Genomic DNA, 23,824 nt, shown 5'->3' on the forward strand with positions numbered 1-23,824 from the left:
GTATTGACCTTTCAGCGTTTATGGGAACTTGTTTTTTGGTTTCCGGTCAATTTTCGCAGTGCTGAACTGCACGAGTTATGTAAGTCGGAGGTTTTTTCGTATGACCAATTCTTTGCAGCCTGCATATGCTCTGGTCCCGGGTGCGAACCTGGAGGCCTATGTGCACACGGTGAACAGCATTCCATTGCTGACGCCGGAGCAGGAGCGTGAACTGGCCGAGAGTCTCTATTATGAGCAGGATTTGGGGGCGGCTCGGCAGATGGTGCTCGCCCACCTGCGTTTTGTCGTACACATTGCCCGTAGCTATTCCGGCTACGGCCTGGCCCAGGCTGACCTGATCCAGGAAGGCAACGTCGGCCTGATGAAAGCGGTCAAGCGTTTCAACCCGGAAATGGGTGTTCGCCTGGTGTCCTTTGCGGTGCACTGGATCAAGGCGGAAATCCACGAGTTCATCCTGCGCAACTGGCGGATCGTGAAAGTCGCGACCACCAAGGCTCAGCGCAAGCTGTTCTTCAACCTGCGCAGCCAGAAGAAACGTCTGGCCTGGCTGAACAACGAGGAAGTCCATCGCGTGGCGGAAAGCCTCGGCGTAGAGCCGCGGGAAGTGCGCGAGATGGAAAGTCGCCTGACCGGCCATGACATGGCTTTCGACCCGGCCGCGGAAGCGGACGACGACAGTGCATTCCAGTCGCCGGCCAACTATCTGGAAGACCACCGGTACGACCCGGCCCGTCAACTGGAAGACGCCGACTGGAGCGACAACTCCAACCACAACCTGCACGAAGCGCTTGAAGTGCTGGACGACCGCAGCCGCGACATCCTCTACCAGCGCTGGCTGGCAGAAGAAAAAGCCACGCTGCACGACCTGGCGCAGAAGTACAACGTGTCGGCCGAGCGTATTCGTCAGCTCGAGAAGAGCGCGATGAACAAGCTCAAGTTGTCGATCGCTGCGTAACCCGCGCGAAGGCAATAAAAAACGCCCCGATCATTTGATCGGGGCGTTTTTGTTTGGGCCCATTTTTCAGCTTCGCCTTGGTCCCTGTGGGAGCGGGCTTGCCCGCGAAGGCGTAGTGTCAGTCGACATCAATGTTGAATGATCAGCCGTCATCGCGGGCAAGCCCGCTCCCATAGGGTTCTATAGTGCCCAAAAAATCGTGAGCGGTTACTGAGACCAAGGTGCCCGACGCGAATCGTTGAGCCCGAGCAGATAACTGTCCCCACCCAACTGACTCATCTGCTGGCGAATCCACCCGGCCCGTCTTGCAACGTAAGAGGTTGGATGGCTGGCGCTCCACACCCGCGGGTTCGGCAGTACCGCAGCCAGCAAACTCGCCTGCTGTCGGGATATCGAGCGAGCGCCGACACCAAAGTGATGCCGAGCCGCCGCTTCGGCGCCAAACACCCCTTCATCCCACTCGACGCTGTTGAGGTACACCTCAAGAATCCGCTGCTTGGGCCAGAACACCTCGATCAGCCCGGTAAACCAGACCTCCAGGCCTTTGCGCAGCCAGCTGCGGCCAGACCACAGAAACAGGTTCTTCGACACTTGCTGGCTCAGGGTGCTGGCACCGCGAATCGAGCCGCCGCGTTCGTTATGCGCAAACGCCGCCTGAATCGCGCCGATATCAAAGCCCCAATGCTCGGGAAACTTCTGGTCCTCACCGGCAATCACCGCGACTTTCAGGTTGTCGGAGATTTCATCCCAGGGTTTCCAGATGCGCTGCAAGTCAATCGGCTCGCCGTCGAACCAGGATTCGATCTTGCGCTCGACCATCAGCGCCGTTCCCGGTGGCGGCACCACCCGAAACAGCAACACCAGCAATACGCTACCGCCCGCGAACCAGAGCAGGGCCTTTGTGAGACGACGGAAAATTAACTGCAGCATAGAGATGGCTTGGCCGAACCCATTGAGCCGGCCATTATACAGACCCTGTTGATCGAGTCTGACTGGAGTTCTTCATGTTGCGTGGCTTCCTGATGTTGGCTGCTTTCTTCGGTTTCACCGGCGTAGCCTTGGGCGCATTCGCCGCCCACGGCCTGAAAAGCCGCCTGGCGCCTGAGTATTTGACGATTTTCCATACGGGCGTCACTTATCAACTGGTGCATACCTTGGCGTTGCTGGGTGTGGCGCTGTTGGCCGCGCAGATTCCCTGTCGCCTGATTACCTGGGCCGGAGCGTCATTTGCCATTGGTATTGTGTTGTTTTCCGGCAGCCTGTACCTGCTGACGATGACCGGCGTCAGCAAGCTCGGGATCGTTACACCCTTCGGTGGCCTGGCGTTCCTGGTCGGCTGGGTTTGCCTGGGGCTTGCCGCCTGGCGGTTGAGCTGACCACGCGGTCCATTTCGTGACGAATGGCTTGGGTCGGCCTGACTGATCGGGCTAGAATGCCAGCCCCTAAAAATGATGGCGGCATTCGGCATGCGCATTCAATTGAACGGCGAATCCCTTGAACTGCCCGACGGTGAAACCGTTGCGGCCCTGCTGACCCGTCTGGAACTGACCGGGCGCCGGGTGGCGGTCGAACTCAATCTGGATATCGTCCCGCGCAGCCAGCATGCCGACACCACGCTGAACGACGGCGATTGCGTCGAAGTGGTCCACGCCATCGGCGGCGGCTAGCTGCCCGGCCCGAGCGGCCACAGAATATTCTGCAAGAACCTCACCCCTACAGAGGATTTCCCATGAGCATCGTTCGTAGCGACAAGCCCTTCGTCCTGGCCGGTCGTACTTACCAGTCGCGTTTGCTGGTAGGCACCGGCAAATACCGCGACATGGAAGAAACCCGTCTGGCCATCGAAGCCTCGGGTGCCGAGATCGTCACCTTCGCCGTGCGCCGCACCAACCTCGGCCAGAACCCGGGCGAACCGAACCTGCTCGAAGTCCTGTCGCCGGATCGCTACACCTTCCTGCCTAACACCGCCGGTTGCTACGACGCCATTGAAGCCGTGCGCACCTGCCGCCTGGCCCGTGAGCTGCTCGACGGCCACAATCTGGTGAAGCTGGAAGTGCTGGCGGATCAGAAAACCCTGTTCCCCAACGTGATCGAAACCCTCAAGGCCGCCGAAGTGCTGGTCAAGGAAGGCTTCGACGTGATGGTGTACACCAGCGATGACCCGATCATTGCCCGTCAACTGGCGGAAATCGGCTGCATCGCGGTCATGCCGCTGGCCGGTCTGATCGGTTCCGGCCTGGGGATCTGCAACCCGTACAACCTGCAGATCATCCTCGAAGAAGCGAAAATTCCGGTGTTGGTGGATGCCGGTGTCGGTACGGCTTCCGACGCCACCATCGCCATGGAACTGGGCTGTGAAGCGGTGCTGATGAACTCGGCCATCGCCCATGCCCAGCAGCCGATCATGATGGCCGAAGCCATGAAACACGCCATCGTTGCAGGTCGCTTGGCCTACCTCGCCGGCCGCATGCCGAAAAAACTCTATGCCAGCGCCTCCTCGCCGCTGGATGGTCTGATCAAGTAAGAGCCATTGATGACTGAATCAAACGACACGCCTATCCAGACGGAAGAAGGCGAAGAGCGCCAACACCGCCGCATCAAGAGTTTCGTGATGCGCGCCGGGCGCATGACCGAAGGCCAACAGCGCGGTCTGGACCAAGGCACGCCGCTGTTTGTGCTGCCACTGGCGGACGCGCCGGTGGACTTCGACCAGGTATTCGGTCGCTCGGCACCGCGCTCCCTGGAAATCGGCTTCGGCATGGGCCATTCGCTGCTGGAAATGGCCGCAGCTTCGCCGGAGCAGGATTTCATTGGCGTTGAAGTTCATCGTCCGGGTGTCGGCGCGCTGCTCAATGGCGTGCTGACTCAGGGCCTGACCAACCTGCGTGTCTACGATTGCGATGCGATCGAAGTGCTCAACCGTTGCATCGCCGACAACAGCCTTGATCGCCTGATGCTGTTTTTCCCGGACCCGTGGCACAAGAGCCGTCACCACAAGCGTCGTATCGTTCAGGCATCGTTCGCTGAACTGGTGCGCAGCAAGCTGAAGGTCGGCGGCATTCTGCATATGGCGACCGACTGGGAACCGTACGCCGAGTACATGCTGGAAGTGATGAACGTCGCGCCGGGTTATCGCAACCTGGCCGAAGACGGCAAATGCGTGCCGCGCCCGGCCGAACGCCCGATCACCAAGTTCGAACGCCGCGGCGAACGTCTTGGGCATGGCGTGTGGGATTTGAAGTTCGAAAAACTGGCGTAAAACCTGTGGGAGCGGGCTTGCCCGCGATGGCGGTTTGACAGTCAACAGAGATGTTGAATGTTATGGCCTCATCGCGGGCAAGCCCGCTCCCACATTGTTTTGTGTGCTATTCGAATTTAGCGGCGGTCGGCTACGACGCCGATCAGCACCAGCACCACCAACAATACCGGCGCCAGGCTGTAGTTGTTGAACTGGCTCAGGCCTTTGATGATCCATGGCGTGGCATAGATCAGCGCCACGCCGCTGCCGACCATGCACAGCAGGGCCATCAGCGGGACGCGCAAGGCGCCGGCGATGCTGCCCAGGCGTTGGTCGACCCAGCCTTTGATGTCGGCGCCAAACAGCACCAGCAGGCAGCCCACCAGCGCCAGAGAGATTTCCGACAGGTTGCTACGGCTCCAGCGGGACACGGTGGCGAGCAGGTCGAGTACCAGATCCATTCGATTTCCTTATGTCAGAAATTTCTGCAGCAAGTCATTGAGAAAGAGTTGTCCGCGCATCGTGGCCGCCAGACGTGACGGTTCGACCTGCATTAAGCCGCTTTGTTCGGCCTCGCGGCGGCTTTCGGCAAGGCTTTCCAGGGGCAGTCCGGTGCGCTCCGGATACAACCGCGCTTCGACGCCCTCGGTCAGGCGCAAGGCGTTCATCAGGAACTCGAACGGCAGTTCTTCGTTGGTCAGCGCCTTCTCGCCAGCCTTGAAGCTTTTGGCCGGATTGAGGTAATCCTTCGGCAGGCGGGTCTTCCAGGTGCGCACGATGCGCCCGTCCGGATGGCTGAGCTTGCCGTGGGCACCGGCGCCGATGCCGATGAAGTCGCCGAAACTCCAGTAATTGAGATTATGCCGCGCCGGACGGCCGGGTTGGGCATAGGCCGAGACTTCGTACTGCGCGTAACCGTGTTCGGCCAACAGCGCCTGACCGGCCTCTTGAATGTCCCACAGGGTGTCATCTTCCGGCAGCGTCGGCGGCTGGTTCCAGAACACCGTGTTCGGCTCCAGCGTCAACTGATACCAGGACAGGTGCGTCGGCTTCAGGGCAATAGCCTGGCGCAGGTCGTTCAGAGCGTCATCCAGGGACTGATCGGGCAAACCGTGCATCAGGTCCAGATTGAAGTTCTCGAAGCCTGCCTGACGGGCCATGCCGGCGGCACGCACGGCTTCGTCGCTGTTGTGAATCCGCCCCAGGGCCTTGAGTTTCTCTTCCTGAAAGCTCTGGATGCCGATCGACAGGCGATTGATGCCCAGCGCCCGGTAAGCGCGGAATTTCTCCTGCTCGAACGTTCCGGGGTTGGCTTCCAGGGTGATTTCGATGTCACTGGCAAACGGAATGCGTTGTTCGACGCCCTTGAGCAAACGGCCCAGAGCCTCGGCGCTGAACAGGCTCGGCGTACCGCCACCGAAGAAGATCGAGCTCAGTTCGCGGCCATAGACCGCATGCAGATCCTGATCGAGGTCGGCCAGCAAGGCGTCGACATACTCTTCTTCCGGCAGCACCGGGCTGGCGGTGTGGGAGTTGAAGTCGCAATAGGGGCATTTGCGTACACACCACGGGATGTGGATGTACAACGCCAAGGGCGGCAGCACGGGCAGGGCCGCTCGAGGCGATTGTGCGGCGCCGCCGAAGATCAGCGGCGACGCGGATGATTCAAGGGTCATATCAGGCCTAGACGCTGGCGCAGCAGATCCATTGCACGGGCGCGGTGGCTGATGAGGTTCTTTTCGCTCGGGCTCAGCTCGGCGCTGGAGCAATCGCGCGATGGCACCCAGAACAGCGGGTCGTAGCCAAAACCGTGTTCGCCGCTGGCCTGGGTCAGGATGCGCCCATGCCACAGGCCTTCGCAGAGAATCGGTAGCGGATCATCGGCATGACGCACCAGCGCCAATACGCAGACGAACTGCGCGCCGCGCTCGGCCTGTGGCACGTCTTTCATCACGTCGAGCAGTTTGGCGTTGTTCGCCGCATCGCCCTTGCCGTCGGCGTAACGGGCCGAATAGATACCCGGCGCACCGCCGAGGAAGTCCACCGCCAGCCCCGAATCGTCGGCCAAGGCCGGCAGGCCGGAAATGCGTGAGGCATTGCGCGCCTTGAGAATGGCGTTCTCGACGAACGACAGGCCGGTTTCTTCAGGCTCGACGCTGCTGAACTCGCCGATCGAGCGCAAGTGCACCGATTCGCCGAGCATGGCCTGGAGTTCCTTGAGTTTGCCGGCGTTATGGCTGGCCAATACGAGTTGCGTGAAATTCATCATTGGCCGGGGAAGAGCTCTTGGTTGAAATTGATGGTGTTGATTTTGTCGCCGGTCTGCACCTTGATTTCAAAGGTGCGGATTTCCTGCTGCGGTACCGGGAACTGGGCGATGTAGTAGACCGCGCCTGCTTCAGTGATCTGCTTGAACTTCAGCGGCACTGGGGCGCTGATCAGGTCCTTGACCGTCCCGCTGACCTGCGCTGTCTGCGGTTTACCTTCCTTGAGGACCGATACGTTGATCACGCCCTGGTTTTTGCTGCGAGTCAGCTCGGCGGCTTTGGCGATATCCGGGGTCAGGAAGGTGGAATTGAAGGTGTTGTAATGCACCGTCACGTCGCCAAAGGTTTCCTTGCGCTCGCCCTTGATGACATCGGCGGCCATGGCGGTGACGCTCAGGCAGGCAGTAAGTAAAAACAGTGCTAGACGACCCATGATGGTTCTCCTCGAAGTGTCGGGATTCAGACCGCGACCTTGTGGTCCGGCAGACCGGGGCTGCTGACGCGATAGATGCCGATCTCACCTAACAGATTAGGCCATAGCTTACTGGCCCACCCATGCCGATGCTGTTGATCCACGGCAAGCCGATCAATGACCTTGGCTTCACGTTCGCGACACAGCGCTTCAAAGTCTTCGAAAGTACAGAAGTGGATGTTCGGCGTGTTGTACCAGGTGTACGGCAGAAACTCCGAAACCGGCATCCGGCCCTTGCTCGCCAGGTACCAGCGGCAGCGCCAGTGACCGAAGTTGGGGAAGGTGATGATGCACTGGCGACCGACCCGAAGCATTTCGTCGAGGATCTTGTCCGGGTAGTGCACAGCTTGCAGGGCCTGGGTCATGACCACGATGTCGAAGCTGTTGCTGGCGAAGTTGCCCAGGCCCTTGTCCAGGTCTTGCTCGATGACGTTGATGCCCTTGGCCACGCATTCGGCAATGTTGTCCGGGTCGTTTTCCAGGCCATAGCCGGTAACCTGCTTGTGGTCACGCAGCCAGGTCAGCAACTCGCCGTCACCGCAACCGAGGTCGAGCACGCGGCTGCCGGCGGGGATCCATTCCTGGATGATTTCCAGATCGGCTCTCATGTCTTCCTCAAAGCGCTATACGGTTCATGTAATTGCTGAAGGCCTGCAAGTAACGCGGGATCGGAATCAGGAAGGCGTCGTGGCCTTGCGGAGCGTCGATCTCCAGGTAGCAGACGTCTTTCCTGGCTGCCATCAGCGCGTCCACCAGTTCCCGCGAGCGGGCAGGGGAGAAGCGCCAGTCGGTGGTGAACGACATCACACAGAACTTGGCGGTGGCACCGGCGAAAGTTTTCGCCAGGTCATCGTTGAAGTTCGCCGCCGGGTCGAAGTAGTCCAGCGCCTTGGTCATCAGCAGGTAGGTGTTGGCGTCAAAACGTCCGGAAAATTCCTCACCCTGATAGCGCAGGTAGCTTTCGACCTGGAACTCGACGCTGTGGAAGTCGTAGTTGAGCTTTTCGCTCTTGAGGCCGCGACCGAATTTCTCACCCATGGAGTCGTCGGACAGGTACGTGATGTGCCCGACCATCCGCGCCAGCATCAGCCCGCGCTTGGGGATCACCCCCGCTTCCTGGAACGAGCCGCCGTGGAACTCCGGATCGGTGAGGATCGCCTGGCGTGCGACTTCGTTGAACGCGATGTTCTGCGCTGACAGTTTTGGTGCCGAGGCGATGGCCAGGCAGTGCCGCACGCGGTCCGGGTAGGTGATGGTCCATTGCAAGGCCTGCATGCCACCAAGGCTGCCGCCGATCACCGCGGCCCATTGGTGAATGCCGAGCAAATCAGCGAGACGCGCCTGGCTATGGACCCAGTCTTCCACGGTCAGCACCGGGAAATCGGCGCCGAATGGCTTGCCGGTTTCCGGATTGATGCTGCTGGGGCCGGTGGAACCGTTGCACCCGCCGAGATTATTCAGGCTGACCACGAAGAACTTGTTGGTGTCGATCGGCTTGCCGGGACCAATGCAGCTGTCCCACCAACCGGGTTTGCGGTCGTCGGGGCTGTGGAAGCCGGCGGCGTGATGGTGACCGGACAAGGCGTGGCAGATCAGCACGGCGTTGCTCGCCGTAGCGTTCAGCGTGCCGTAGGTTTCATAGATCAGGTCATAAGCGGGCAACGAACGTCCGCAGGCCAAGGCCAGGGGTTCACTGAAGTGCGCCACTTGCGGCGTCACCAGACCAACAGAATCGGGGGGAAAGGCAGCTGGCATCGACCCTGCTCTCATTGAAATGAGGCGTAAGTCTAAAGACCGCTGCCCGTAGCAGCAAGCGACGACCAACGATCGTTCCCACGCTCTGCGTGGGAATGCCGCCATGGACGCTCTGCGTCCGCTTTTGAGGTGACGCGGAGCGTCACGGGATGCATTCCCACGCGGAGCGTGGGAACGATCAGGGTGGTGTCAGGCCGGGTAGCCCCGGCAGCTTCTTCGGCGAGCAAATCCGAACTCGCTTCTGCCGGTTCAGCTCCCCGCTGATCAAGCTCACCTGACTCTTGGAAACCCCGAACGCCTTGGCCAGAAACGCTATCAAATACGCATTGGCCTTGCCTTCAACCGGCGGTGCAGTCAGGCGGATCTTCAGGCGATCGCCATGCAGCCCGCAGAAATCATCGCTGCGGGCCGCAGGTTGCAGGTGACATTCCAAAATCAGGTCATCACCGTCCCAACGAAAGTAACTCATCAGATCAGGCCGAACAGTTCCTTCGGCATGAGGGCGTAGTACGCAAGGCGTGGAATCAGCCAGCTTTGCAGCAACTGCAGTGCGATAAACGCGAAGATCGGCGAGATGTCGAGGCCGCCCAGGTTCGGCACGATCCGGCGGAACGGCGCGAGTACCGGTTCAGTGATCTGCTGGACCAGTTCTGCGCCCGGATTGTGGCTGCCAGGAGCAACCCAGGACAGAATCACACTGATGATCATCGCCCAGAACAGAATCTTCAAAAACAGCGCAAAGATACCAATCAATGCCCACGGCGCCAGAAACAGCACGTCGACCTCGTAGCCTTTGAGCAGCAGGATGACCGCGTACAGCGCCATTTGCACGATCAGCGCCAGTACCAGCGACGACATGTCCAGGCCGAACATGCTCGGGATAACCCGACGCAGTGGCTTGAGCAGCGGTTGAGTGGCTTTCACGGCGAACTGGCAGAGCGGGTTGTAGAAGTTCGCCCGCACCAGTTGCAGAATGAAGCGCAGCAGCACGATCAGCAGATACAGGCTGCACAGGGTTTGAATCACAAAAATGGCAGCGTCATTGAGTCCGAGCATCATTGATTCCTTTGTAAGAGCTGATTAGCGGCCGAGTTGCTCAGCCATCTCGGCCGAGCGGTGCGCAGCGGCGCCGAGTGCTTGTTCTACCAGGGCTTCGAAGCCGCCAGCCTGGAATGACTTGATCGCCGCTTCGGTGGTGCCCGCAGGCGACGTCACACGACGACGCAATTCAGCTGCGTCGACATCGCTTGCGACTGCCATGTGTGCAGCACCCAAAGCGGTTTGCACGGTCAGTTGGGCGGCGATGTCCGCTGGCAGGCCGAGCTTCACGCCCGCAGCGGTCATGGCTTCGATCAGCAGGAAGAAATACGCCGGGCCCGAGCCGGAAACAGCGGTGACCGCGTCCAGTTGCTGTTCTTCGTTCAGCCACAGGGCAATGCCAACCGCCGACAGCAGCTCTTCAGCTTGCTGGCGTTGTTCGGAGTTCACTTCGCTGGTGGCGAACAAACCGCTTACGCCCTGACGCAGCAGCGCCGGGGTGTTAGGCATGCAGCGCACGATAGGTTGGGCGCCAAGCCAGTTGTTCATGCTGGCGCAGGTGATGCCGGCCGCAATCGAAACCACCAATTGATTCGGCTTGAGGCTTGGGCGAATGGCTTCGCAAACGGCTTTCATCGCTTGGGGTTTGACCGCCAGCACGATCACGTCCACGCCCTGAATGGCGTCGGCGTTGTCGGCAAACACTTCGATGCCGTGTTCGGCGCTCACGCGGGCACGGGTTTCTTCACCCGGATCACTGGCGCGGATTTGCGCGGCGTCCAGACCTTTGGCGCGCAGGCCGCCGATCAGGCTGGCGGCCATGTTGCCGGCTCCGATAAAGGCAATACGAGTCTTGCTCATGTCAGGTCCTTATAGAGAGGTGAGTCAGCCATGTTCATGGTCGACTGTAATCACGGGCGCCAAACAGGGCCGTACCGATACGGACCCAAGTAGCGCCCTGGGCGATGGCCGACTCGAGGTCGTGGCTCATGCCCATGGAAAGTGTGTCGAGTGGCAGATTCAGGCTGGCTTGCAGGCTTTGCACGGCAGCAAAGGCGGCGTCCTGGGCGGCACGATCTTCAGTCGGCTCGGGAATCGCCATCAGCCCGCGAAATTTCAAGCGCGGCAGAGCGCTGATGGCATTGGCCAGGGCGGGTAAATCAGCCGGGGTGCAGCCGGACTTGCTGGCTTCACCACTGACGTTGACCTGGATGCAGATGTTCAAGGGCGGCAAATCGGCAGGGCGTTGTTCGGACAGGCGTTGTGCGATTTTCAAGCGATCCACGGAATGCACCCAGTCGAAGTGCTCGGCGATAGCACGAGTCTTGTTCGATTGAATGGGGCCGATGAAGTGCCAGATCAAGGGCAGGTCGGCCAGTTCGAGCTGTTTGCCCAAGGCTTCCTGCAGGTAGTTTTCGCCAAAGTCGCGGATCCCGGCGGCATAGGCTTCACGCAGGGCCTCGGCGGGCTTGGTTTTGCTCACGGCCAGCAGTTGGATGCTGTTCTCATCGCGGTGGGCGGCTTTGGCTGCTGCCTGGATGCGTGAACTAACCTGAAGAATGTTGTCTGCTATCGTGGACATCAAGAGGCGCCAGCGGTCTGAAGGTTCGCGGCATTCTACTGGAATTGAGGAGCGCTATGGATATCACTGAGCTGCTGGCTTTCAGCGCCAAACAAGGCGCGTCTGACCTGCACCTGTCCGCCGGCTTGCCACCGATGATTCGTGTTGACGGCGATGTGCGGCGCATCAACCTGCCGGCCCTGGATCACAAGGAAGTGCATGAGCTGATCTACGACATCATGAACGACCTCCAGCGGGTGGACTTCGAGAAGCATCTTGAAACCGATTTTTCCTTCGAAGTGCCCGGCGTGGCGCGTTTCCGGGTCAATGCCTTCAACCAGAACCGTGGCGCGGGCGCGGTATTCCGGACCATTCCGTCGAAGGTCCTGAGCATGGACGATCTGGGCATGGGGGACGTGTTTCGCAAGATTACCGAAGCGCCCCGAGGCCTGGTGCTGGTGACCGGCCCGACCGGTTCCGGCAAGTCCACCACGCTGGCGGCGATGATCGATTACCTGAACAACCATCGCCATCACCACATACTCACTATCGAAGACCCCATCGAGTTCGTCCACGAATCGCGCAAATGCCTGATCAATCAGCGCGAAGTCCATCGCGATACCCGCAGCTTCGCCACGGCGCTGCGCTCGGCCCTGCGCGAAGACCCGGACGTGATTCTGGTGGGGGAAATGCGTGATCTGGAGACTATTCGGCTGGCTTTGACTGCCGCAGAAACGGGTCACTTGGTATTCGGCACGCTGCACACCACGTCGGCGGCGAAAACCATCGACCGGGTGGTGGACGTGTTTCCGGGCGACGAGAAATCGATGGTACGTTCAATGCTCTCCGAGTCGTTGCTGGCGGTGGTGTCGCAGACATTGATCAAGAAAGTCGGCGGCGGGCGAATTGCCGCCCACGAAATCATGCTCGGCACCGCAGCGATCCGTAATCTGATTCGCGAAGACAAGGTGGCCCAGATGTACTCGTCGATTCAGACCGGAGGGTCGCTGGGGATGCAGACACTGGACATGTGCCTGAAGGAGTTGGTGACCAGGGGCGTGATCAGCCGCGAGCATGCGCGGGAGAAGGCGCGGTCGCCGGATAACTTCTGACAGGAAGTTGATCGTTCCCACGCTCTGCGTGGGGGAATGCCTCAAGGGACGCTCCGCGTTCCAGCTTTCGAAAGGGACGCGGAGCGTCCCGGGCTGCATTCCCACGCAGAGCGTGGGAACGATCAGTGTCGGATCAACGCTGAACAATCCGCAATGCGTTCTGTTCTTTTGGCAGAACCCGCTTGGCAACCACGTAGTGGCTTTCCCAGTACGGTTTCTTCAGGGTGTCGATGCTCACCGACTTGCCACGACGTGGTGCGTGGATGAAGCGGTCGTTGCCCAGGTAGATAGCAACGTGATTCACCCGGCGGCTCTTGAGTTTGAAGAAAATCAGGTCGCCTGGCTTCAGATCGTTGCGATCGACTTTCTCGCCATGACCACTGGCCATGGCATTGGAAGTGCGTGGCAGGTCGAACGTGGCGTCGTTGAACGCGTATTTCACCAGACCGCTGCAATCGAACCCTTTACTTGGGCTGCTGCCCCCCCAACGATAAGGCGTACCGAGCACGTTTACCGCACGGCTCAACACGTTGCTGCTTTCCTTGGTCGCCATCGGCGGGACTAGCTTGCTGTTTACGCTGCTCAGTTGGCTGGAGCGTTTTACTATTTGCTTGTTTTTGCTCGAAGGAGCAGAAACGTGGGATTTTGGGGTGTAACCATTAACGTTAGGAAGACGTTGCTCACGATTAGTGGCGTGGGCGGCCAGTGGCAATAATAGGCAAATGGTTAGCCATGTCTTGAAAAATGGACGCATTAGGCAAGGCTCATATGGGTGAACGCGCAACTTTATAACAGCTTTTTTGGCCCTTCCGAGGCCGTTGGTCGATTCACTTTGGCGGCAACGGAACCAAACAAGCTGAAAATTGACGCGATTGTCGGACAGAAGTCAGGCCCTACAAGGCTTTGACGGGAACGAAGGTAGCATCTGCCGTATGTCGGCCACCTGTAAAAAAGTCACAAAGAATTCAAGAATATTTCTCTATCGCGTGAATCGAGGCCATCCATGAACACCTATCGACAACCCGTTTCACAGCAAGATACGCACAGCAAAGTGATCGGTTACCTGCTGTGGATTTTTGGTTTTACCGGGGCTCACCGCTTCTATTACGGCAGGCCGGTGACCGGGACGATCTGGTTTTTCACCTTCGGCTTGCTGGGTATCGGCTGGCTGATCGACCTGTTTCTGATCCCTTCCATGGACCGTGAAGCGGACCTGCGTTTTTCCGCCGGCCCCATCGAATACAACGTTGCGTGGATTCTGTTGACGTTTCTCGGGGTATTTGGCGTACACCGGATGTATCAGGGGAAGTGGGTCAGCGGATTGCTGTACCTGGTGACGGGCGGGGTGTTCTTTCTGGGGGTGTTGTATGACTTCTGGACGTTGAATGACCAAGTGTCGATTCGCAACGCTCAGAATAGAGGCGCCTTCCAGTAAGTCATCGCGGGCAAGCCCGCTCCCACAGTGGATGTGTTGTGCGCAAATCTTGCGGCCAACCGAATACCCTGTGGGAGCGGGCTTGCCCGCGATTGGAGCACCGCGTTTTACGCCTGATGGCTGATCCGCCCATCCACCAACGTGTAACGCACCACACCCGGCAGGCTATGGCCAATGAACGGGCAGTTTTCGCCCTTGGACAGCCAGGTTTCACCAGCCACGGTCGAGGCCGCAGGGTCGAACAGCACGATATCTGCCGGCCCACCCACAGCCAACTTGCCCGCTGGCAGACGCAACGCTTCGGCAGGACCGGCGCTCAAGCGTGCTAGCAGAGTCGGCAAGTCGAGCAAACCATCTTCCACCAAGGTCATCGCCAGCGGCAGCAGCAGTTCAACACTGCTGATGCCAGGCTCGGTGGCGCCGAACGGTGCCAGTTTGGCATCGCGCTCATGGGGCTGGTGATGGCTGGAGATGGCTGACACCACCCCCGACTTCAGCGCTGCCCGCAGGCCATCGCGATCCGCACGGGTGCGCAGCGGCGGCTGGACGTGATAGAGGCTGCTGAAGTCGATCAACGCTTCGTCGGTGAGGATCAACTGATACAACGCCACATCCGCCGTGACCTTCAGGCCACGGGCCTGAGCCTGAGCGATCAGTGCCACACCGCGGGCGCTGGTGAGCTGGCTGAAGTGCGCACGCACGCCGCTTTGCTCGACCAGCAGCAGATCCCTGGCCAAGGCTACGGTTTCAGCGGTTTCCGGAATGCCCGGCAAACCGAGGAAACTCGCAGTCGGGCCTTCATGGGCCAAGCCACCTTCGGCCAGATCATGGTCCTGCGAGTTGAAAATCACCGTCAGGTCGAACGTCGCCGCGTATTCCAGTGCCCGGCACAGGGTGCGGGTGTTGCGAAAGCTCTCAAGACCGTTGCCAAAGGCCACGCAGCCGGCATCGCGCAACGCGACCAATTCGGCCAACTGCTCGCCGTCGAGGCCTTTGCTCAGAGCGCCGATCGGGAACACTTTGGTGTTGCCCGCCTCGCGGGCGCGGTCGAGGATCAGTTCGGCCACGGCCGAGGTGTCCAGCACTGGTTTGGTTTTCGGTGGGCAGCACAGGCTGGTCACGCCACCGGCCGCAGCGGCGCGGGTTTCGCTGGCGATCGAACCTTTGCGGCTGTAGCCCGGCTCGCGCAGGGCGACGTTCAGGTCAACCAGGCCCGGGGCGGCCACCAGGCCTTTGGCGTCGATGGTTTCTACAGCAGTGAAACCGGCTGGAGCGGCGCCAAGGGCGACGATCTTGCAGGCTTCAACGTGGATATCAGTCACTTGATCCAGGCCGCTGGCCGGATCGATAACGCGTGCGCCGAGAATGCTGAGCTTCACTGGGCGTTCTCCTGCTCGAATTGGCGCTGGGCTGTTTGCCCGCTCATGGCCATGGACAGCACGGCCATACGAATCGCGATGCCGTAGGTCACCTGATTGAGGATCACCGAGTGCGGACCGTCGGCCACCGCCGACTCAATTTCCACCCCGCGGTTGATCGGCCCCGGGTGCATGACGATGGAATCAGGTTTGGCGCCGGCCAGGCGCGCGGTGGTCAGGCCGAACAGGCGGTAGAACTCGCCTTCGCTCGGCAGCAGGCCGCCGGTCATGCGTTCACGCTGCAGGCGCAGCATGATCACCACGTCGACGTCTTTCAGGCCTTCGGTCATGTCGGTGTAGACCTTCACGCCGTATTGCTCGATGCCGATCGGCAGCAGGGTTTTCGGCGCAATCACGCGGATGTCCGGGCAGCCAAGGGTTTTCAGGGCGAGCATGTTCGAGCGCGCCACCCGCGAGTGCAGGATGTCGCCGACGATGGCCACCGAGAGGTTTTCGAAGCCGCCCTTGTGCCGACGGATGGTGAGCATGTCGAGCATGCCCTGGGTCGGGTGGGCGTGACGGCCGTCGCCACCGTTGATGATCGCCACTTGCGGGCAAACATGCTCGGCGATGAAGTGCGCGGCGCCGGAGTCACCGTGACGCACGACGAACATGTCGGCGGCCATGGCTTCCAGGTTGCGCAGGGTGTCGAGCAGGGTTTCGCCCTTGCTTGCCGACGACGTCGACACGTTCAGGGTGATCACGTCGGCCGACAGCCGTTGGGCCGCCAGTTCAAAGGTGGTGCGGGTGCGGGTGGAGTTCTCGAAGAACACGTTGCACACGGTCTTGCCGCGCAGCAACGGGACTTTCTTCACTGCCCGGGCACCGACTTCGAGGAATGAGTCGGCGGTGTCGAGGATTTCCGTCAGCAGCTCGCGGCGCAAACCGTCGAGTGAGAGGAAGTGGCGCAGCTGGCCCTGATCATTGAGCTGCAGCGGGCGCTTGGTTTCTAGAGGCGTCATCGCGAGGGGGACTCTCAATAGGGCGAGTTAAAGGGCGAGGTCTTGCAGTTCGAGCTTGAGTTCCGGGCCAGACAACTTCACGCGCTCATGGGCTGCCAGCGACAGCGTCGCGCCAACCACATTCGGGCGGATCGGCAGCTCACCGGCGTCCAGGTCCAGCAGGCACACCAGCGTCACGCTGGCCGGGCGACCGTAGTCGAACAGTTCGTTCATCGCGGCGCGGATGGTCCGACCACTCATCAGCACGTCATCGATCAGCACCAGATGCTGGCCTTCGATCTCGAACGGCAGTGCCGATGGGCGTACTTGCGGGTGCAGGCCGTTCTGGCTGAAGTCGTCGCGGTAGAACGAAACGTCCAGGGTGCCCAGGGGCGAATCGCTGCCCAGTTCATCGAGCAACGCCTGCGCGACCCAGACGCCACCGGTCCGAATGCCGATGTAACGCGGTTCGCTGATGCCACGGTTTTCCAGATAAGCCTTGAGACGGGTCGCCATCTGGCTGATCAGTTCGGCGGGATTGGGCAGGCTCATGGTTTGCTCCTTCTTGGTCCCGAGCCGGATGCTGCTTGAGTGGTGGCTCGGGTTGTAGCTTAGGGAGACGCCGCAGCGGCTCTTCAGAATTAGTGCGGTCAGGATTCGAACAGTGCGGTGTTTTCGTCGAGCCAGCCTTGCAGCAGCAGGGCGGCGGCGATGGCATCGACCGGGTTGTCGCGGTAACTGCCTTTCTGGCCGCCACGGACCAGGCGTTCGCCCTTGGCCTCGAAGGTGGTCAGGCGCTCGTCGTGAGTATAGAAGGGCAGGTTGTAGCGGCCGTTCAGGCGTCGGGCGAACTTTTCGGCCCGCAGGCACATATCGCTGGGTGTGCCATCCATGTTCAGCGGCAGGCCGACCACCACAGCGTCGGGTTTCCACTCTTTAATCAGGGCTTCGACCTGATTCCAGTCGGGAATGCCGTTTTGCGCCTTCAAGGTGCACAACTCGCGGGCCTGGCCGGTAATCACCTGGCCGACCGCAACGCCGATCTGTTTGGTGCCGTAGTCGAAACCCAAAATCAACCGCAGGGCCATCAGGCGTGCCCCGCCTGGCTGGTGAGCAGGCTGAGGTTGATACCCAAATGCTTGGCCGCTGCTTCGAGGCGCAATTCGCTGCTGGTGTTGAACAGGATGTCGGCGTGGAACGGGCAGGTCAGCCAGGCGTTATCGGCCAGTTCGGCTTCCAGTTGCCCGGCTTCCCAACCGGCGTAGCCGAGGGTGATCACGCTTTTAGCAGGGCCGACGCCGTCGGCGATGGCGAACAGCACATCCTGGGAGGTCGACAGCGACAACTCGCCGTCCAGATCAACGGTGGCCTGATAGGTTTTTCCCGACGGGTGCAGGACAAAACCGCGATCGGTTTGCACCGGCCCGCCGATAAAGATCGGCACATGCTGGCAGAGCACTGGCGGTTCGATATCGGGGCGTAATTGCTCGAGGATATCGGCCAGGTTCAGGTCCTGCGGGCGGTTGACCACCAGCCCCATGGCACCATTGGCCGTATGCTCGACGATGTAGGTCAAGGTGTGCGCAAAGTTCGGGTCGGCCATGTGAGGCATGGCGATCAGGAAGTGATGCTTGAGGTAGCTGGGGCTGACGTTCTTCATGAGCGCTAGTGTGGCGTTGGAGGGGCGAACTGACAAGCCGGGGATGCACAGGAAATGCCCCGAATCCCAGCAAACAACCTGTTCCCTGTGGGAGCGGGCTTGCCCGCGATGACGGCGGCACATCCAAAATAGTAGCGTCAGACAGACCGCTATCGCGGGCAAGCCCGCTCCCACAGGGATCCGTGGGGTGTCAGTTGCTGGAGAGCCGATCCCCGCGCGCAAACTTCCAGGTGCGGATGATTTCCAGACGGTCGATATCCGACAGATCCCCGGTAAACGGTGCAAACGGTGCCGCGAGCCTTACGATGCGCTGCGCCGCCTGGTCCAGCAACGGCTGGCCGGACGACTCCAGCACCAGCACTTCATACAGCGAACCGTCGCGGTTGATCGAGACCATCAGTCGCAAATTGCCGTAAATCTGTTTGCGCCGGGCTTCGTCGGGGTAGTTGAGGTTGCCGATGCGCTCGACCTTCTTGCGCCATTCATCTTTGTACCAGGCACCCTTGTCGCGCATGGTCGACGCGGCGCTCAAGCGGTGGATGCGCGGGCGCTTGGCGTACAGCTGTTGTTCGTTGGCCAGTTCCGCTTCCAGGCTGGCGATGTCGCTGGACAGCTGCGCGCTGTCGAACGTCGGTGCCGCCACTTGGGGTTTGGTTTGGGGCTTGGGTTCTTCGGTCTTGGTTGCGGCTTTTTTCGGCTTCGGCGCGACGGTGGTTACAGACGTCTTGGGCGCGGCTTCCTGCACTTGAGGCTTGGCCGCCGGCGGTGGGGTGACTTGCTGCACCTTGTTGTCCTGGAATGGCGCGACCTCGGTGGTCTTGGGAATCGCCTTTTTCTCCAGGGTGCCGCTGCCTTCCTGATTTTCCTGGGCGAGAAAATCAGCTTTCTCAGGCTTCTTTTCGCTTTTGAAAGTGGCGAGGGTAATTTCCAGGGTTTTACTGATTTGCTGGGGTTCGACCATGGAGAACCCGACGCCCAACAGCAAGGCCAGGTGAATCAGCGCCGCCAGAAACAGGGTAAAACCGAGGCGATCAGCCGGACGCACGCCACGGTGGGCGAGTTCTGGGGGCAGATCGGACGGGAGTGTCATAACAAGAAAACCAACATCGCGTTTTTTACAAGCCGGGGATGATAACGCAATGTTGGTTGTTTCTTGGCTGTTCTCGATCAACGCGTCTTGAGCTTCTGATCGATGGCATCCATCAGAAGGCCACCAATGTCGGTGCCGAACGCGTTATCGATCTCGCGAATGCAGGTCGGGCTGGTGACGTTGATTTCGGTCAGATGCTCACCGATTACGTCGAGACCGACGAACAGCAAGCCCTTCTCACGCAGGGTCGGGCCGACTTGCGCAGCGATCCAGCGATCTTTCTCGGTTAGCGGTCGGGCTTCGCCACGGCCACCGGCGGCGAGGTTGCCACGGGTTTCACCGAGCGCGGGAATCCGGGCCAGGCAGTAATCCACCGGCTCGCCGTCGATCATCAGGATGCGCTTGTCGCCATCAACGATCGCCGGCAGGTAACCCTGGATCATGATCTGCTGACGGCCATGCAAGGTCAGGGTTTCGAGGATCACCGACAGGTTCGGGTGGCCAGCGGTGTGCCGGAAGATCGACGAGCCGCCCATGCCGTCCAGCGGCTTGAGGATCACGTCACCGTGATGGTCGGCGAATTCACGCAACACATCCGGGCGACGGCTGACGATGGTCGGCGGCGTGCACTGCGGGAACAGCGTGGCGAACAGCTTTTCGTTGCAGTCGCGCAGGCTTTGCGGCTTGTTGACCACCAGTACGCCGGCATTTTCCGCTTGTTCCAGCAAATACGTGGAGTAGACGAATTCCATGTCGAACGGCGGATCCTTGCGCATCAGGATCACGTCCAGGTCGCTCAGCAGCGCATCGCTTTCGGCGCCCAGCTCAAACCATTTTTCCGGGTTGGCGAACACCTTCAGCGGACGCATCCGCCCGCGAGCCTCGCCTTCAGCCTGATACAAATCGCGCTGTTCCATATAGAACAGTTCCCAGCCACGCTTTTGCGCGGCCAGCAGCATGGCCAGCGAGCTATCCTTTTTATAGGAGATGCTGGCGATAGGATCCATGACAATCCCGACGCGAACGCTCATGGGGTTTTCCTCGAAATTGGGGTGGAAAGTGTTGTGAAAAAGTGGCGTCAGAGTGGCGCTGAGTGTGTTCCCGGTCAAGGAAAAACCACCGCCAGGGTCGCCCGATAGATTGGATGGGGAGACTGTGCTAAAAAGGCTGCCATGCCGTGTTGGCCCTTGAGTATCAAGGGTTTCGGGCCACCGACGAGTGGCAAACGGACATATTGATTCACAAAGGCGACGGTAGAGCCCCTATGGAACAGCATTCCAGCGCCTTGAAGGTCATGGTGATCGATGATTCGAAAACGATTCGTCGCACCGCCGAAACGCTATTGAAAAATGTGGGCTGTGAAGTCATCACCGCAATCGATGGTTTCGATGCCCTGGCCAAGATTGCCGACAATCACCCCGGCATCATCTTTGTCGACATCATGATGCCGCGTCTGGATGGTTATCAGACCTGCGCTTTAATCAAGAACAACAGTGCGTTCAAGTCCACGCCAGTGATTATGCTGTCGTCCAAGGACGGGTTGTTCGACAAGGCCAAGGGGCGGATCGTCGGTTCCGACCAGTTTTTGACCAAGCCTTTCAGCAAGGAAGAACTGCTGAACGCGATTCAGGCCCATGTACCGGGCTTTGCCGCCGTTTCGCCGCAGTAGGACACGCACAGTGATGCTCGGCCATGGGGCCCGGTGTCGACAAGAATGGGGAAGACCATGGCACGTATTCTGATCGTCGATGATTCGCCGACTGAAATGTACAAACTGACCGGCATGCTCGAAAAGCACGGGCATGAGGTGTTGAAAGCCGAAAACGGCGCCGACGGCGTGGCCCTGGCCCGTCAGGAAAAACCCGACGCGGTGCTGATGGACATCGTCATGCCCGGCCTCAACGGTTTCCAGGCGACCCGTCAGCTGACCAAAGACCCGGAAACCGGGCATATTCCAGTGATCATCATCACCACCAAGGATCAAGAAACCGACAAAGTCTGGGGCACGCGCCAGGGCGCCAAGGACTACCTGACCAAACCGGTCGACGAAGACACCCTGATCAAGACCCTGAACAACGTGCTGGCCGGTTGATCGTCCGGCCATGACCGAGTCGCTGACGGCTTTCGAACTGCTGCTGCAGATTGACCAGCGCTGTCGTCTGCTGGCGGCGGACCTGCCGTCCCAGGCGATCCGCCAGGACAGCTGGAGCGGCATCGGCTTTCGTTTGGGCGAGCATTGGTACGTCGCGCCCATGGGCGAAGTCAGCGAAGTCCTGCACGAACCGCGCGTTACACAATTGCCGGGGGTCAAACCCTGGGTCAAGGGCGTGGCTAACCTGCGCGGGCGTCTGCTGCCGATCATGGATTTGCATGGCTTTTTTCATGGTTATGAGCCCGGCCATGAACTGCCTGCCTTGCGCAAGCAACGGCGAATATTGGTGGTGGAACACAACGATGTGTTTGTAGGGTTGATGGTCGATGAGGTCTTCGGTTTGCAGCACTTTGCCCAGGACAGTCTGGAGCCGGTGCCGGCCGATGACTTGCAAGGGCCGATGTCGGCGTTCGTCAAAGGCCGGTTTCAGCGGGAACAGAATTGGCAGGTGTTCAGCCCGTTTGCGTTGGCGCAGTCGCAAGGATTCATGAACGTCGCCGCATAACCTGTGGGAGCGGGCTTGCCCGCGATAGCGGTGCGTCAGGTTCAATAAATGTCGACTGACACGCCCTCATCGCGGGCAAGCCCGCTCCCACAGGGTTCCTGTCAGGTCTCACAAGGGTGTTGGTTAACAGGCGAGGACCGATGATAAAAGCTAAAACAGACAAGCCAGAAGGGTCGCGCAGTCGGTCGCAGATCATCGTGCTGTTCATCGCGCTGATCGTCTTCATCATGCTGCTGTTCGCCAACTTCGCGTACCTCAACACCCAGGCGAATTACGACAAACAGTACATCGGCCACGCCGGTGAGCTGCGCGTGCTGTCCCAACGCATCGCCAAGAACGCCACTGAAGCCGCCGCTGGCAAGGCCGCGGCGTTCAAGTTGCTCAGCGATGCGCGCAACGACTTCGCCCAGCGTTGGGGCTATCTGAAGAAAGGCGATCCTTCCACCGGCCTGCCGCCGGCACCGTCCACCGTGCGCCCGGAAATGCGCGCCGTACAGCTGGATTGGGAGCGCTTGCTGAAAAACACTGACGCCATTCTCTCCAGCGAACAGACCGTGTTGTCGTTGCATCAAGTCGCCGCGACGCTGGCCGAAACCGTGCCGCAGTTGCAGGTCGAGTATGAAAAGGTCGTCGAAACCCTCCTGCAACGTGGCGCCCCGGCCACTCAGGTGGCGATGGCCCAGCGTCAGTCGCTGTTGGCCGAGCGGATTCTTGGAGCGGTGAACACCGTGCTGTCCGGCGATGAAAACTCGCAGCAGGCGGCCGATGCTTTCGGTCGCGACGCGGCGCGTTTCGGCCTGGTGCTCAACGGCATGCTTCAAGGCAATTCGGCACTGAAAATCAGTCAGGTCGAAGACCGTGATGCACGCGCCCGGCTGACCGAGATTTCCGAACTGTTCGAATTCGTCTCGGGTTCGGTGGACGAAATCCTCGAAACCTCGCCGGAGCTGTTCAAGGTCCGCGAATCGGCCACCAACATCTTTACCCTGTCGCAAACCCTGCTCGATGAAGCCTCGCACCTGGCCAGCCGTTTCGAAAACCTCGCTGGCGGGCGCAACACCGATACCATCGGCGGCTATGTGCTGGGCTTGCTCGCCTTGATGTCGATCATCCTCATCGGCCTGGTGATGGTGCGCGAAACCAACCGTCAGCTGCGTGAAACCGCCGAGAAAAACGAGCGTAACCAGAACGCGATCATGCGTTTGCTGGACGAAATCGAAGACCTCGCCGACGGCGATCTGACCGTGACCGCCTCGGTGACTGAAGACTTCACCGGGACCATCGCCGACTCGATCAACTATTCCGTCGACCAACTGCGCGATCTGGTAGCGACCATCAACCTCACTGCCGGCCAAGTCGCTGCCGCCGTGCAGGAAACCCAGGCCACCGCCATGCACCTGGCCCAGGCCTCGGAGCATCAGGCCCAGCAGATTTCCGAAGCCTCGACGGCGATCAACGACATGGCCCAGTCTATCGATCAGGTCTCGGCCAACGCCGCCGAATCCTCTGCGGTGGCCGAACGTTCGGTGGAGATCGCCAACAAGGGCAACGAAGTGGTGCACAACACCATCCACGGCATGGACAATATTCGCGAGCAGATTCAGGACACCGCCAAGCGCATCAAGCGGCTGGGTGAGTCTTCTCAGGAAATCGGCGACATTGTCAGCCTGATCGATGACATTGCCGATCAGACCAACATCCTCGCCCTCAACGCGGCGATTCAGGCCTCCATGGCCGGTGATGCCGGGCGCGGTTTTGCGGTGGTGGCCGACGAAGTGCAGCGCCTGGCCGAGCGTTCGTCCGCGGCGACCCGGCAGATCGAAACACTGGTGCGGGCGATTCAGACCGACACCAACGAAGCGGTGATTTCCATGGAGCAGACCACCACCGAAGTGGTGCGCGGCGCGCGTCTGGCGCAGGATGCCGGAGTGGCCCTGGAAGAAATCGAAGGTGTATCGAAGACCCTCGCGGCACTGATCCAGAGTATTTCCAACGCCGCGCAGCAACAGACTTCGTCGGCCGGCCAGATTTCCCTGACGATGAACGTGATCCAGCAGATCACCACGCAGACCTCGTCCGGCTCCACCGCCACCGCCGAGAGCATTGGCAACCTGGCGAAAATGGCCAGTCAGCTGCGACGTTCGGTGTCCGGTTTCACCTTGCCGGCCAAGTCTGCGGACAACGCTTGAACCGCCTCTGGGCGGATGCATCTTGATTGGAGTGGT

At 60.1% G+C, this 23,824-nt stretch carries 30 protein-coding genes; 11 read left to right on the forward strand and 19 right to left on the reverse strand.

Annotation, left to right across the window (positions count from 1 at the left end):
- Nucleotides 1-100 precede the first annotated feature (100 nt).
- Nucleotides 101-955: an RNA polymerase sigma factor RpoH gene (gene rpoH, locus PSH88_RS01955; protein WP_007897890.1), complete on the forward strand. Its 855-nt coding sequence runs from the start codon at nucleotides 101-103 to the stop codon at nucleotides 953-955.
- Between the two features lie 207 nt (nucleotides 956-1,162).
- Here rpoH and mtgA read toward each other — a convergent pair whose 3' ends face one another.
- Entirely contained in the window at nucleotides 1,163-1,885 is a 723-nt protein-coding gene (gene mtgA / locus PSH88_RS01960; RefSeq protein WP_305424693.1) for a monofunctional biosynthetic peptidoglycan transglycosylase, read from the reverse strand.
- 74 nt (nucleotides 1,886-1,959) lie between these two features.
- Between mtgA and PSH88_RS01965 the strand changes: the two genes are divergently transcribed.
- The 4 genes from PSH88_RS01965 (at nucleotide 1,960) to trmB (ending at nucleotide 4,214) form a co-directional block, all read left to right on the forward strand.
- The gene (locus tag PSH88_RS01965; RefSeq protein WP_305424694.1) at nucleotides 1,960-2,331 is read left to right on the forward strand and encodes a DUF423 domain-containing protein; all 372 of its coding nucleotides are present in this window, start codon (nucleotides 1,960-1,962) and stop codon (nucleotides 2,329-2,331) included.
- Between the two features lie 90 nt (nucleotides 2,332-2,421).
- A complete protein-coding gene (gene thiS, locus PSH88_RS01970) occupies nucleotides 2,422-2,622 on the forward strand; it encodes a sulfur carrier protein ThiS (protein ID WP_161807490.1) in 201 nt (66 codons plus the stop codon).
- A 62-nt stretch (nucleotides 2,623-2,684) separates the two neighbouring features.
- A complete protein-coding gene (locus tag PSH88_RS01975) occupies nucleotides 2,685-3,479 on the forward strand; it encodes a thiazole synthase (RefSeq protein ID WP_007939343.1) in 795 nt (264 codons plus the stop codon).
- A gap of 9 nt (nucleotides 3,480-3,488) precedes the next feature.
- Nucleotides 3,489-4,214 carry a tRNA (guanosine(46)-N7)-methyltransferase TrmB gene (gene trmB, locus PSH88_RS01980; protein WP_305424695.1) on the forward strand — a complete coding sequence of 242 codons (726 nt, stop codon included), beginning with the start codon at nucleotides 3,489-3,491 and terminating at the stop codon, nucleotides 4,212-4,214.
- A gap of 116 nt (nucleotides 4,215-4,330) precedes the next feature.
- Here the strand turns inward: trmB and PSH88_RS01985 are convergent, their stop codons facing one another.
- From PSH88_RS01985 to PSH88_RS02030, 10 genes are all read right to left on the reverse strand, one after another.
- Nucleotides 4,331-4,654 (reverse strand): DUF3392 domain-containing protein, encoded by a 324-nt coding sequence (locus tag PSH88_RS01985; protein WP_007897907.1) that lies wholly within the window; start codon nucleotides 4,652-4,654, stop codon nucleotides 4,331-4,333.
- A 9-nt stretch (nucleotides 4,655-4,663) separates the two neighbouring features.
- Nucleotides 4,664-5,869 (reverse strand): radical SAM family heme chaperone HemW, encoded by a 1,206-nt coding sequence (gene hemW, locus PSH88_RS01990; protein WP_305424696.1) that lies wholly within the window; start codon nucleotides 5,867-5,869, stop codon nucleotides 4,664-4,666.
- A complete protein-coding gene (gene rdgB, locus PSH88_RS01995; RefSeq protein WP_305424697.1) occupies nucleotides 5,866-6,462 on the reverse strand; it encodes an RdgB/HAM1 family non-canonical purine NTP pyrophosphatase in 597 nt (198 codons plus the stop codon). Before rdgB ends, hemW begins: the two co-directional genes overlap by 4 nt.
- A complete protein-coding gene (locus PSH88_RS02000) occupies nucleotides 6,459-6,893 on the reverse strand; it encodes a DUF4426 domain-containing protein (RefSeq protein WP_305424698.1) in 435 nt (144 codons plus the stop codon). The genes rdgB and PSH88_RS02000 overlap by 4 nt, the downstream gene beginning before the upstream one ends.
- A 26-nt stretch (nucleotides 6,894-6,919) precedes the next feature.
- Complete coding sequence (gene metW, locus PSH88_RS02005; protein WP_007939351.1) at nucleotides 6,920-7,540, reverse strand: methionine biosynthesis protein MetW; 621 nt, start codon at nucleotides 7,538-7,540, stop codon at nucleotides 6,920-6,922.
- 7 nt (nucleotides 7,541-7,547) lie between these two features.
- Nucleotides 7,548-8,687, reverse strand: coding sequence for a homoserine O-succinyltransferase MetX (gene metX / locus PSH88_RS02010; RefSeq protein ID WP_305424699.1), 1,140 nt, complete (start codon nucleotides 8,685-8,687; stop codon nucleotides 7,548-7,550).
- A 178-nt stretch (nucleotides 8,688-8,865) separates the two neighbouring features.
- Nucleotides 8,866-9,156 carry a DUF167 domain-containing protein gene (locus PSH88_RS02015; RefSeq protein ID WP_305424700.1) on the reverse strand — a complete coding sequence of 97 codons (291 nt, stop codon included), beginning with the start codon at nucleotides 9,154-9,156 and terminating at the stop codon, nucleotides 8,866-8,868.
- Complete coding sequence (locus PSH88_RS02020; RefSeq protein ID WP_305424701.1) at nucleotides 9,156-9,743, reverse strand: YggT family protein; 588 nt, start codon at nucleotides 9,741-9,743, stop codon at nucleotides 9,156-9,158. Before PSH88_RS02020 ends, PSH88_RS02015 begins: the two co-directional genes overlap by 1 nt.
- Before the next feature lie 24 nt (nucleotides 9,744-9,767).
- Nucleotides 9,768-10,586, reverse strand: coding sequence for a pyrroline-5-carboxylate reductase (gene proC, locus PSH88_RS02025; protein WP_305424702.1), 819 nt, complete (start codon nucleotides 10,584-10,586; stop codon nucleotides 9,768-9,770).
- 34 nt (nucleotides 10,587-10,620) lie between these two features.
- Complete coding sequence (locus PSH88_RS02030) at nucleotides 10,621-11,307, reverse strand: YggS family pyridoxal phosphate-dependent enzyme (RefSeq protein WP_305424704.1); 687 nt, start codon at nucleotides 11,305-11,307, stop codon at nucleotides 10,621-10,623.
- Between the two features lie 56 nt (nucleotides 11,308-11,363).
- Between PSH88_RS02030 and PSH88_RS02035 the strand changes: the two genes are divergently transcribed.
- Entirely contained in the window at nucleotides 11,364-12,398 is a 1,035-nt protein-coding gene (locus PSH88_RS02035; protein WP_305424706.1) for a type IV pilus twitching motility protein PilT, read from the forward strand.
- Between the two features lie 133 nt (nucleotides 12,399-12,531).
- Here the strand turns inward: PSH88_RS02035 and PSH88_RS02040 are convergent, their stop codons facing one another.
- Entirely contained in the window at nucleotides 12,532-13,152 is a 621-nt protein-coding gene (locus PSH88_RS02040) for a C40 family peptidase (RefSeq protein ID WP_305424707.1), read from the reverse strand.
- A gap of 249 nt (nucleotides 13,153-13,401) precedes the next feature.
- Here PSH88_RS02040 and PSH88_RS02045 point away from each other — a divergent pair, with 249 nt between their 5' ends.
- Nucleotides 13,402-13,833, forward strand: a complete 432-nt coding sequence (locus PSH88_RS02045) for an NINE protein (RefSeq protein WP_305424708.1) — start codon at nucleotides 13,402-13,404, stop codon at nucleotides 13,831-13,833.
- Between the two features lie 107 nt (nucleotides 13,834-13,940).
- Here the strand turns inward: PSH88_RS02045 and PSH88_RS02050 are convergent, their stop codons facing one another.
- The 7 genes from PSH88_RS02050 to gshB all read right to left on the reverse strand — a co-directional run bounded on the left by PSH88_RS02050 (nucleotide 13,941) and on the right by gshB (nucleotide 19,973).
- On the reverse strand, nucleotides 13,941-15,212 hold the full coding sequence (locus PSH88_RS02050; protein WP_305424709.1) for a dihydroorotase: 1,272 nt from the start codon (nucleotides 15,210-15,212) through the stop codon (nucleotides 13,941-13,943).
- Nucleotides 15,209-16,213 (reverse strand): aspartate carbamoyltransferase catalytic subunit, encoded by a 1,005-nt coding sequence (locus PSH88_RS02055; protein ID WP_305424711.1) that lies wholly within the window; start codon nucleotides 16,211-16,213, stop codon nucleotides 15,209-15,211. Before PSH88_RS02055 ends, PSH88_RS02050 begins: the two co-directional genes overlap by 4 nt.
- 27 nt (nucleotides 16,214-16,240) lie before the next feature.
- Nucleotides 16,241-16,744: a bifunctional pyr operon transcriptional regulator/uracil phosphoribosyltransferase PyrR gene (gene pyrR / locus PSH88_RS02060; RefSeq protein ID WP_305424712.1), complete on the reverse strand. Its 504-nt coding sequence runs from the start codon at nucleotides 16,742-16,744 to the stop codon at nucleotides 16,241-16,243.
- A 98-nt stretch (nucleotides 16,745-16,842) separates the two neighbouring features.
- Nucleotides 16,843-17,280 carry a Holliday junction resolvase RuvX gene (gene ruvX / locus PSH88_RS02065; RefSeq protein ID WP_007897947.1) on the reverse strand — a complete coding sequence of 146 codons (438 nt, stop codon included), beginning with the start codon at nucleotides 17,278-17,280 and terminating at the stop codon, nucleotides 16,843-16,845.
- Nucleotides 17,280-17,852 carry a YqgE/AlgH family protein gene (locus PSH88_RS02070; RefSeq protein WP_019650230.1) on the reverse strand — a complete coding sequence of 191 codons (573 nt, stop codon included), beginning with the start codon at nucleotides 17,850-17,852 and terminating at the stop codon, nucleotides 17,280-17,282. The genes ruvX and PSH88_RS02070 overlap by 1 nt, the downstream gene beginning before the upstream one ends.
- 190 nt (nucleotides 17,853-18,042) lie before the next feature.
- The gene (locus tag PSH88_RS02075) at nucleotides 18,043-18,942 is read right to left on the reverse strand and encodes an energy transducer TonB (protein WP_305424713.1); all 900 of its coding nucleotides are present in this window, start codon (nucleotides 18,940-18,942) and stop codon (nucleotides 18,043-18,045) included.
- 77 nt (nucleotides 18,943-19,019) lie between these two features.
- Nucleotides 19,020-19,973 (reverse strand): glutathione synthase, encoded by a 954-nt coding sequence (gene gshB / locus PSH88_RS02080; protein WP_038980983.1) that lies wholly within the window; start codon nucleotides 19,971-19,973, stop codon nucleotides 19,020-19,022.
- 233 nt (nucleotides 19,974-20,206) lie between these two features.
- Between gshB and pilG the strand changes: the two genes are divergently transcribed.
- From pilG to PSH88_RS02100, 4 genes are all read left to right on the forward strand, one after another.
- A complete protein-coding gene (pilG, locus tag PSH88_RS02085; protein WP_038980984.1) occupies nucleotides 20,207-20,611 on the forward strand; it encodes a twitching motility response regulator PilG in 405 nt (134 codons plus the stop codon).
- 57 nt (nucleotides 20,612-20,668) lie between these two features.
- Nucleotides 20,669-21,034, forward strand: a complete 366-nt coding sequence (gene pilH, locus PSH88_RS02090; RefSeq protein WP_007897961.1) for a twitching motility response regulator PilH — start codon at nucleotides 20,669-20,671, stop codon at nucleotides 21,032-21,034.
- Nucleotides 21,035-21,044: 10 nt separating this feature from the next.
- Nucleotides 21,045-21,599 carry a chemotaxis protein CheW gene (locus tag PSH88_RS02095; RefSeq protein WP_305424715.1) on the forward strand — a complete coding sequence of 185 codons (555 nt, stop codon included), beginning with the start codon at nucleotides 21,045-21,047 and terminating at the stop codon, nucleotides 21,597-21,599.
- A 140-nt stretch (nucleotides 21,600-21,739) separates the two neighbouring features.
- On the forward strand, nucleotides 21,740-23,788 hold the full coding sequence (locus tag PSH88_RS02100; protein WP_305424716.1) for a methyl-accepting chemotaxis protein: 2,049 nt from the start codon (nucleotides 21,740-21,742) through the stop codon (nucleotides 23,786-23,788).
- Nucleotides 23,789-23,824: the final 36 nt, after the last annotated feature.

This window comes from Pseudomonas wuhanensis (assembly GCF_030687395.1).
GTDB classification, from domain to species: Bacteria; Pseudomonadota; Gammaproteobacteria; order Pseudomonadales; family Pseudomonadaceae; genus Aquipseudomonas; species Aquipseudomonas wuhanensis.

Bases quoted from the DNA above. Each gene is read 5' to 3' on its own strand.
- gshB (WP_038980983.1), bottom strand. From the start codon at position 19,973: ATGAGCGTTCGCGTCGGGATTGTCATGGATCCTATCGCCAGCATCTCC.
- proC (WP_305424702.1), bottom strand. From the start codon at position 10,586: ATGAGCAAGACTCGTATTGCCTTTATCGGAGCCGGCAACATGGCCGCC.
- PSH88_RS02035 (WP_305424706.1), top strand. From the start codon at position 11,364: ATGGATATCACTGAGCTGCTGGCTTTCAGCGCCAAACAAGGCGCGTCT.
- rpoH (WP_007897890.1), top strand. From the start codon at position 101: ATGACCAATTCTTTGCAGCCTGCATATGCTCTGGTCCCGGGTGCGAAC.
- PSH88_RS02015 (WP_305424700.1), bottom strand. From the start codon at position 9,156: ATGAGTTACTTTCGTTGGGACGGTGATGACCTGATTTTGGAATGTCAC.
- PSH88_RS02030 (WP_305424704.1), bottom strand. From the start codon at position 11,307: ATGTCCACGATAGCAGACAACATTCTTCAGGTTAGTTCACGCATCCAG.
- pilG (WP_038980984.1), top strand. From the start codon at position 20,207: ATGGAACAGCATTCCAGCGCCTTGAAGGTCATGGTGATCGATGATTCG.
- PSH88_RS01975 (WP_007939343.1), top strand. From the start codon at position 2,685: ATGAGCATCGTTCGTAGCGACAAGCCCTTCGTCCTGGCCGGTCGTACT.
- rdgB (WP_305424697.1), bottom strand. From the start codon at position 6,462: ATGATGAATTTCACGCAACTCGTATTGGCCAGCCATAACGCCGGCAAA.
- mtgA (WP_305424693.1), bottom strand. From the start codon at position 1,885: ATGCTGCAGTTAATTTTCCGTCGTCTCACAAAGGCCCTGCTCTGGTTC.
- PSH88_RS02020 (WP_305424701.1), bottom strand. From the start codon at position 9,743: ATGCTCGGACTCAATGACGCTGCCATTTTTGTGATTCAAACCCTGTGC.
- PSH88_RS02040 (WP_305424707.1), bottom strand. From the start codon at position 13,152: ATGCGTCCATTTTTCAAGACATGGCTAACCATTTGCCTATTATTGCCA.
- PSH88_RS02055 (WP_305424711.1), bottom strand. From the start codon at position 16,213: ATGACGCCTCTAGAAACCAAGCGCCCGCTGCAGCTCAATGATCAGGGC.
- PSH88_RS01965 (WP_305424694.1), top strand. From the start codon at position 1,960: ATGTTGCGTGGCTTCCTGATGTTGGCTGCTTTCTTCGGTTTCACCGGC.
- thiS (WP_161807490.1), top strand. From the start codon at position 2,422: ATGCGCATTCAATTGAACGGCGAATCCCTTGAACTGCCCGACGGTGAA.
- metW (WP_007939351.1), bottom strand. From the start codon at position 7,540: ATGAGAGCCGATCTGGAAATCATCCAGGAATGGATCCCCGCCGGCAGC.
- PSH88_RS02000 (WP_305424698.1), bottom strand. From the start codon at position 6,893: ATGGGTCGTCTAGCACTGTTTTTACTTACTGCCTGCCTGAGCGTCACC.
- trmB (WP_305424695.1), top strand. From the start codon at position 3,489: ATGACTGAATCAAACGACACGCCTATCCAGACGGAAGAAGGCGAAGAG.
- ruvX (WP_007897947.1), bottom strand. From the start codon at position 17,280: ATGGCCCTGCGGTTGATTTTGGGTTTCGACTACGGCACCAAACAGATC.
- PSH88_RS02095 (WP_305424715.1), top strand. From the start codon at position 21,045: ATGACCGAGTCGCTGACGGCTTTCGAACTGCTGCTGCAGATTGACCAG.
- pilH (WP_007897961.1), top strand. From the start codon at position 20,669: ATGGCACGTATTCTGATCGTCGATGATTCGCCGACTGAAATGTACAAA.
- hemW (WP_305424696.1), bottom strand. From the start codon at position 5,869: ATGACCCTTGAATCATCCGCGTCGCCGCTGATCTTCGGCGGCGCCGCA.
- PSH88_RS02075 (WP_305424713.1), bottom strand. From the start codon at position 18,942: ATGACACTCCCGTCCGATCTGCCCCCAGAACTCGCCCACCGTGGCGTG.
- pyrR (WP_305424712.1), bottom strand. From the start codon at position 16,744: ATGAGCCTGCCCAATCCCGCCGAACTGATCAGCCAGATGGCGACCCGT.
- PSH88_RS02045 (WP_305424708.1), top strand. From the start codon at position 13,402: ATGAACACCTATCGACAACCCGTTTCACAGCAAGATACGCACAGCAAA.
- metX (WP_305424699.1), bottom strand. From the start codon at position 8,687: ATGCCAGCTGCCTTTCCCCCCGATTCTGTTGGTCTGGTGACGCCGCAA.
- PSH88_RS01985 (WP_007897907.1), bottom strand. From the start codon at position 4,654: ATGGATCTGGTACTCGACCTGCTCGCCACCGTGTCCCGCTGGAGCCGT.
- PSH88_RS02070 (WP_019650230.1), bottom strand. From the start codon at position 17,852: ATGAAGAACGTCAGCCCCAGCTACCTCAAGCATCACTTCCTGATCGCC.
- PSH88_RS02100 (WP_305424716.1), top strand. From the start codon at position 21,740: ATGATAAAAGCTAAAACAGACAAGCCAGAAGGGTCGCGCAGTCGGTCG.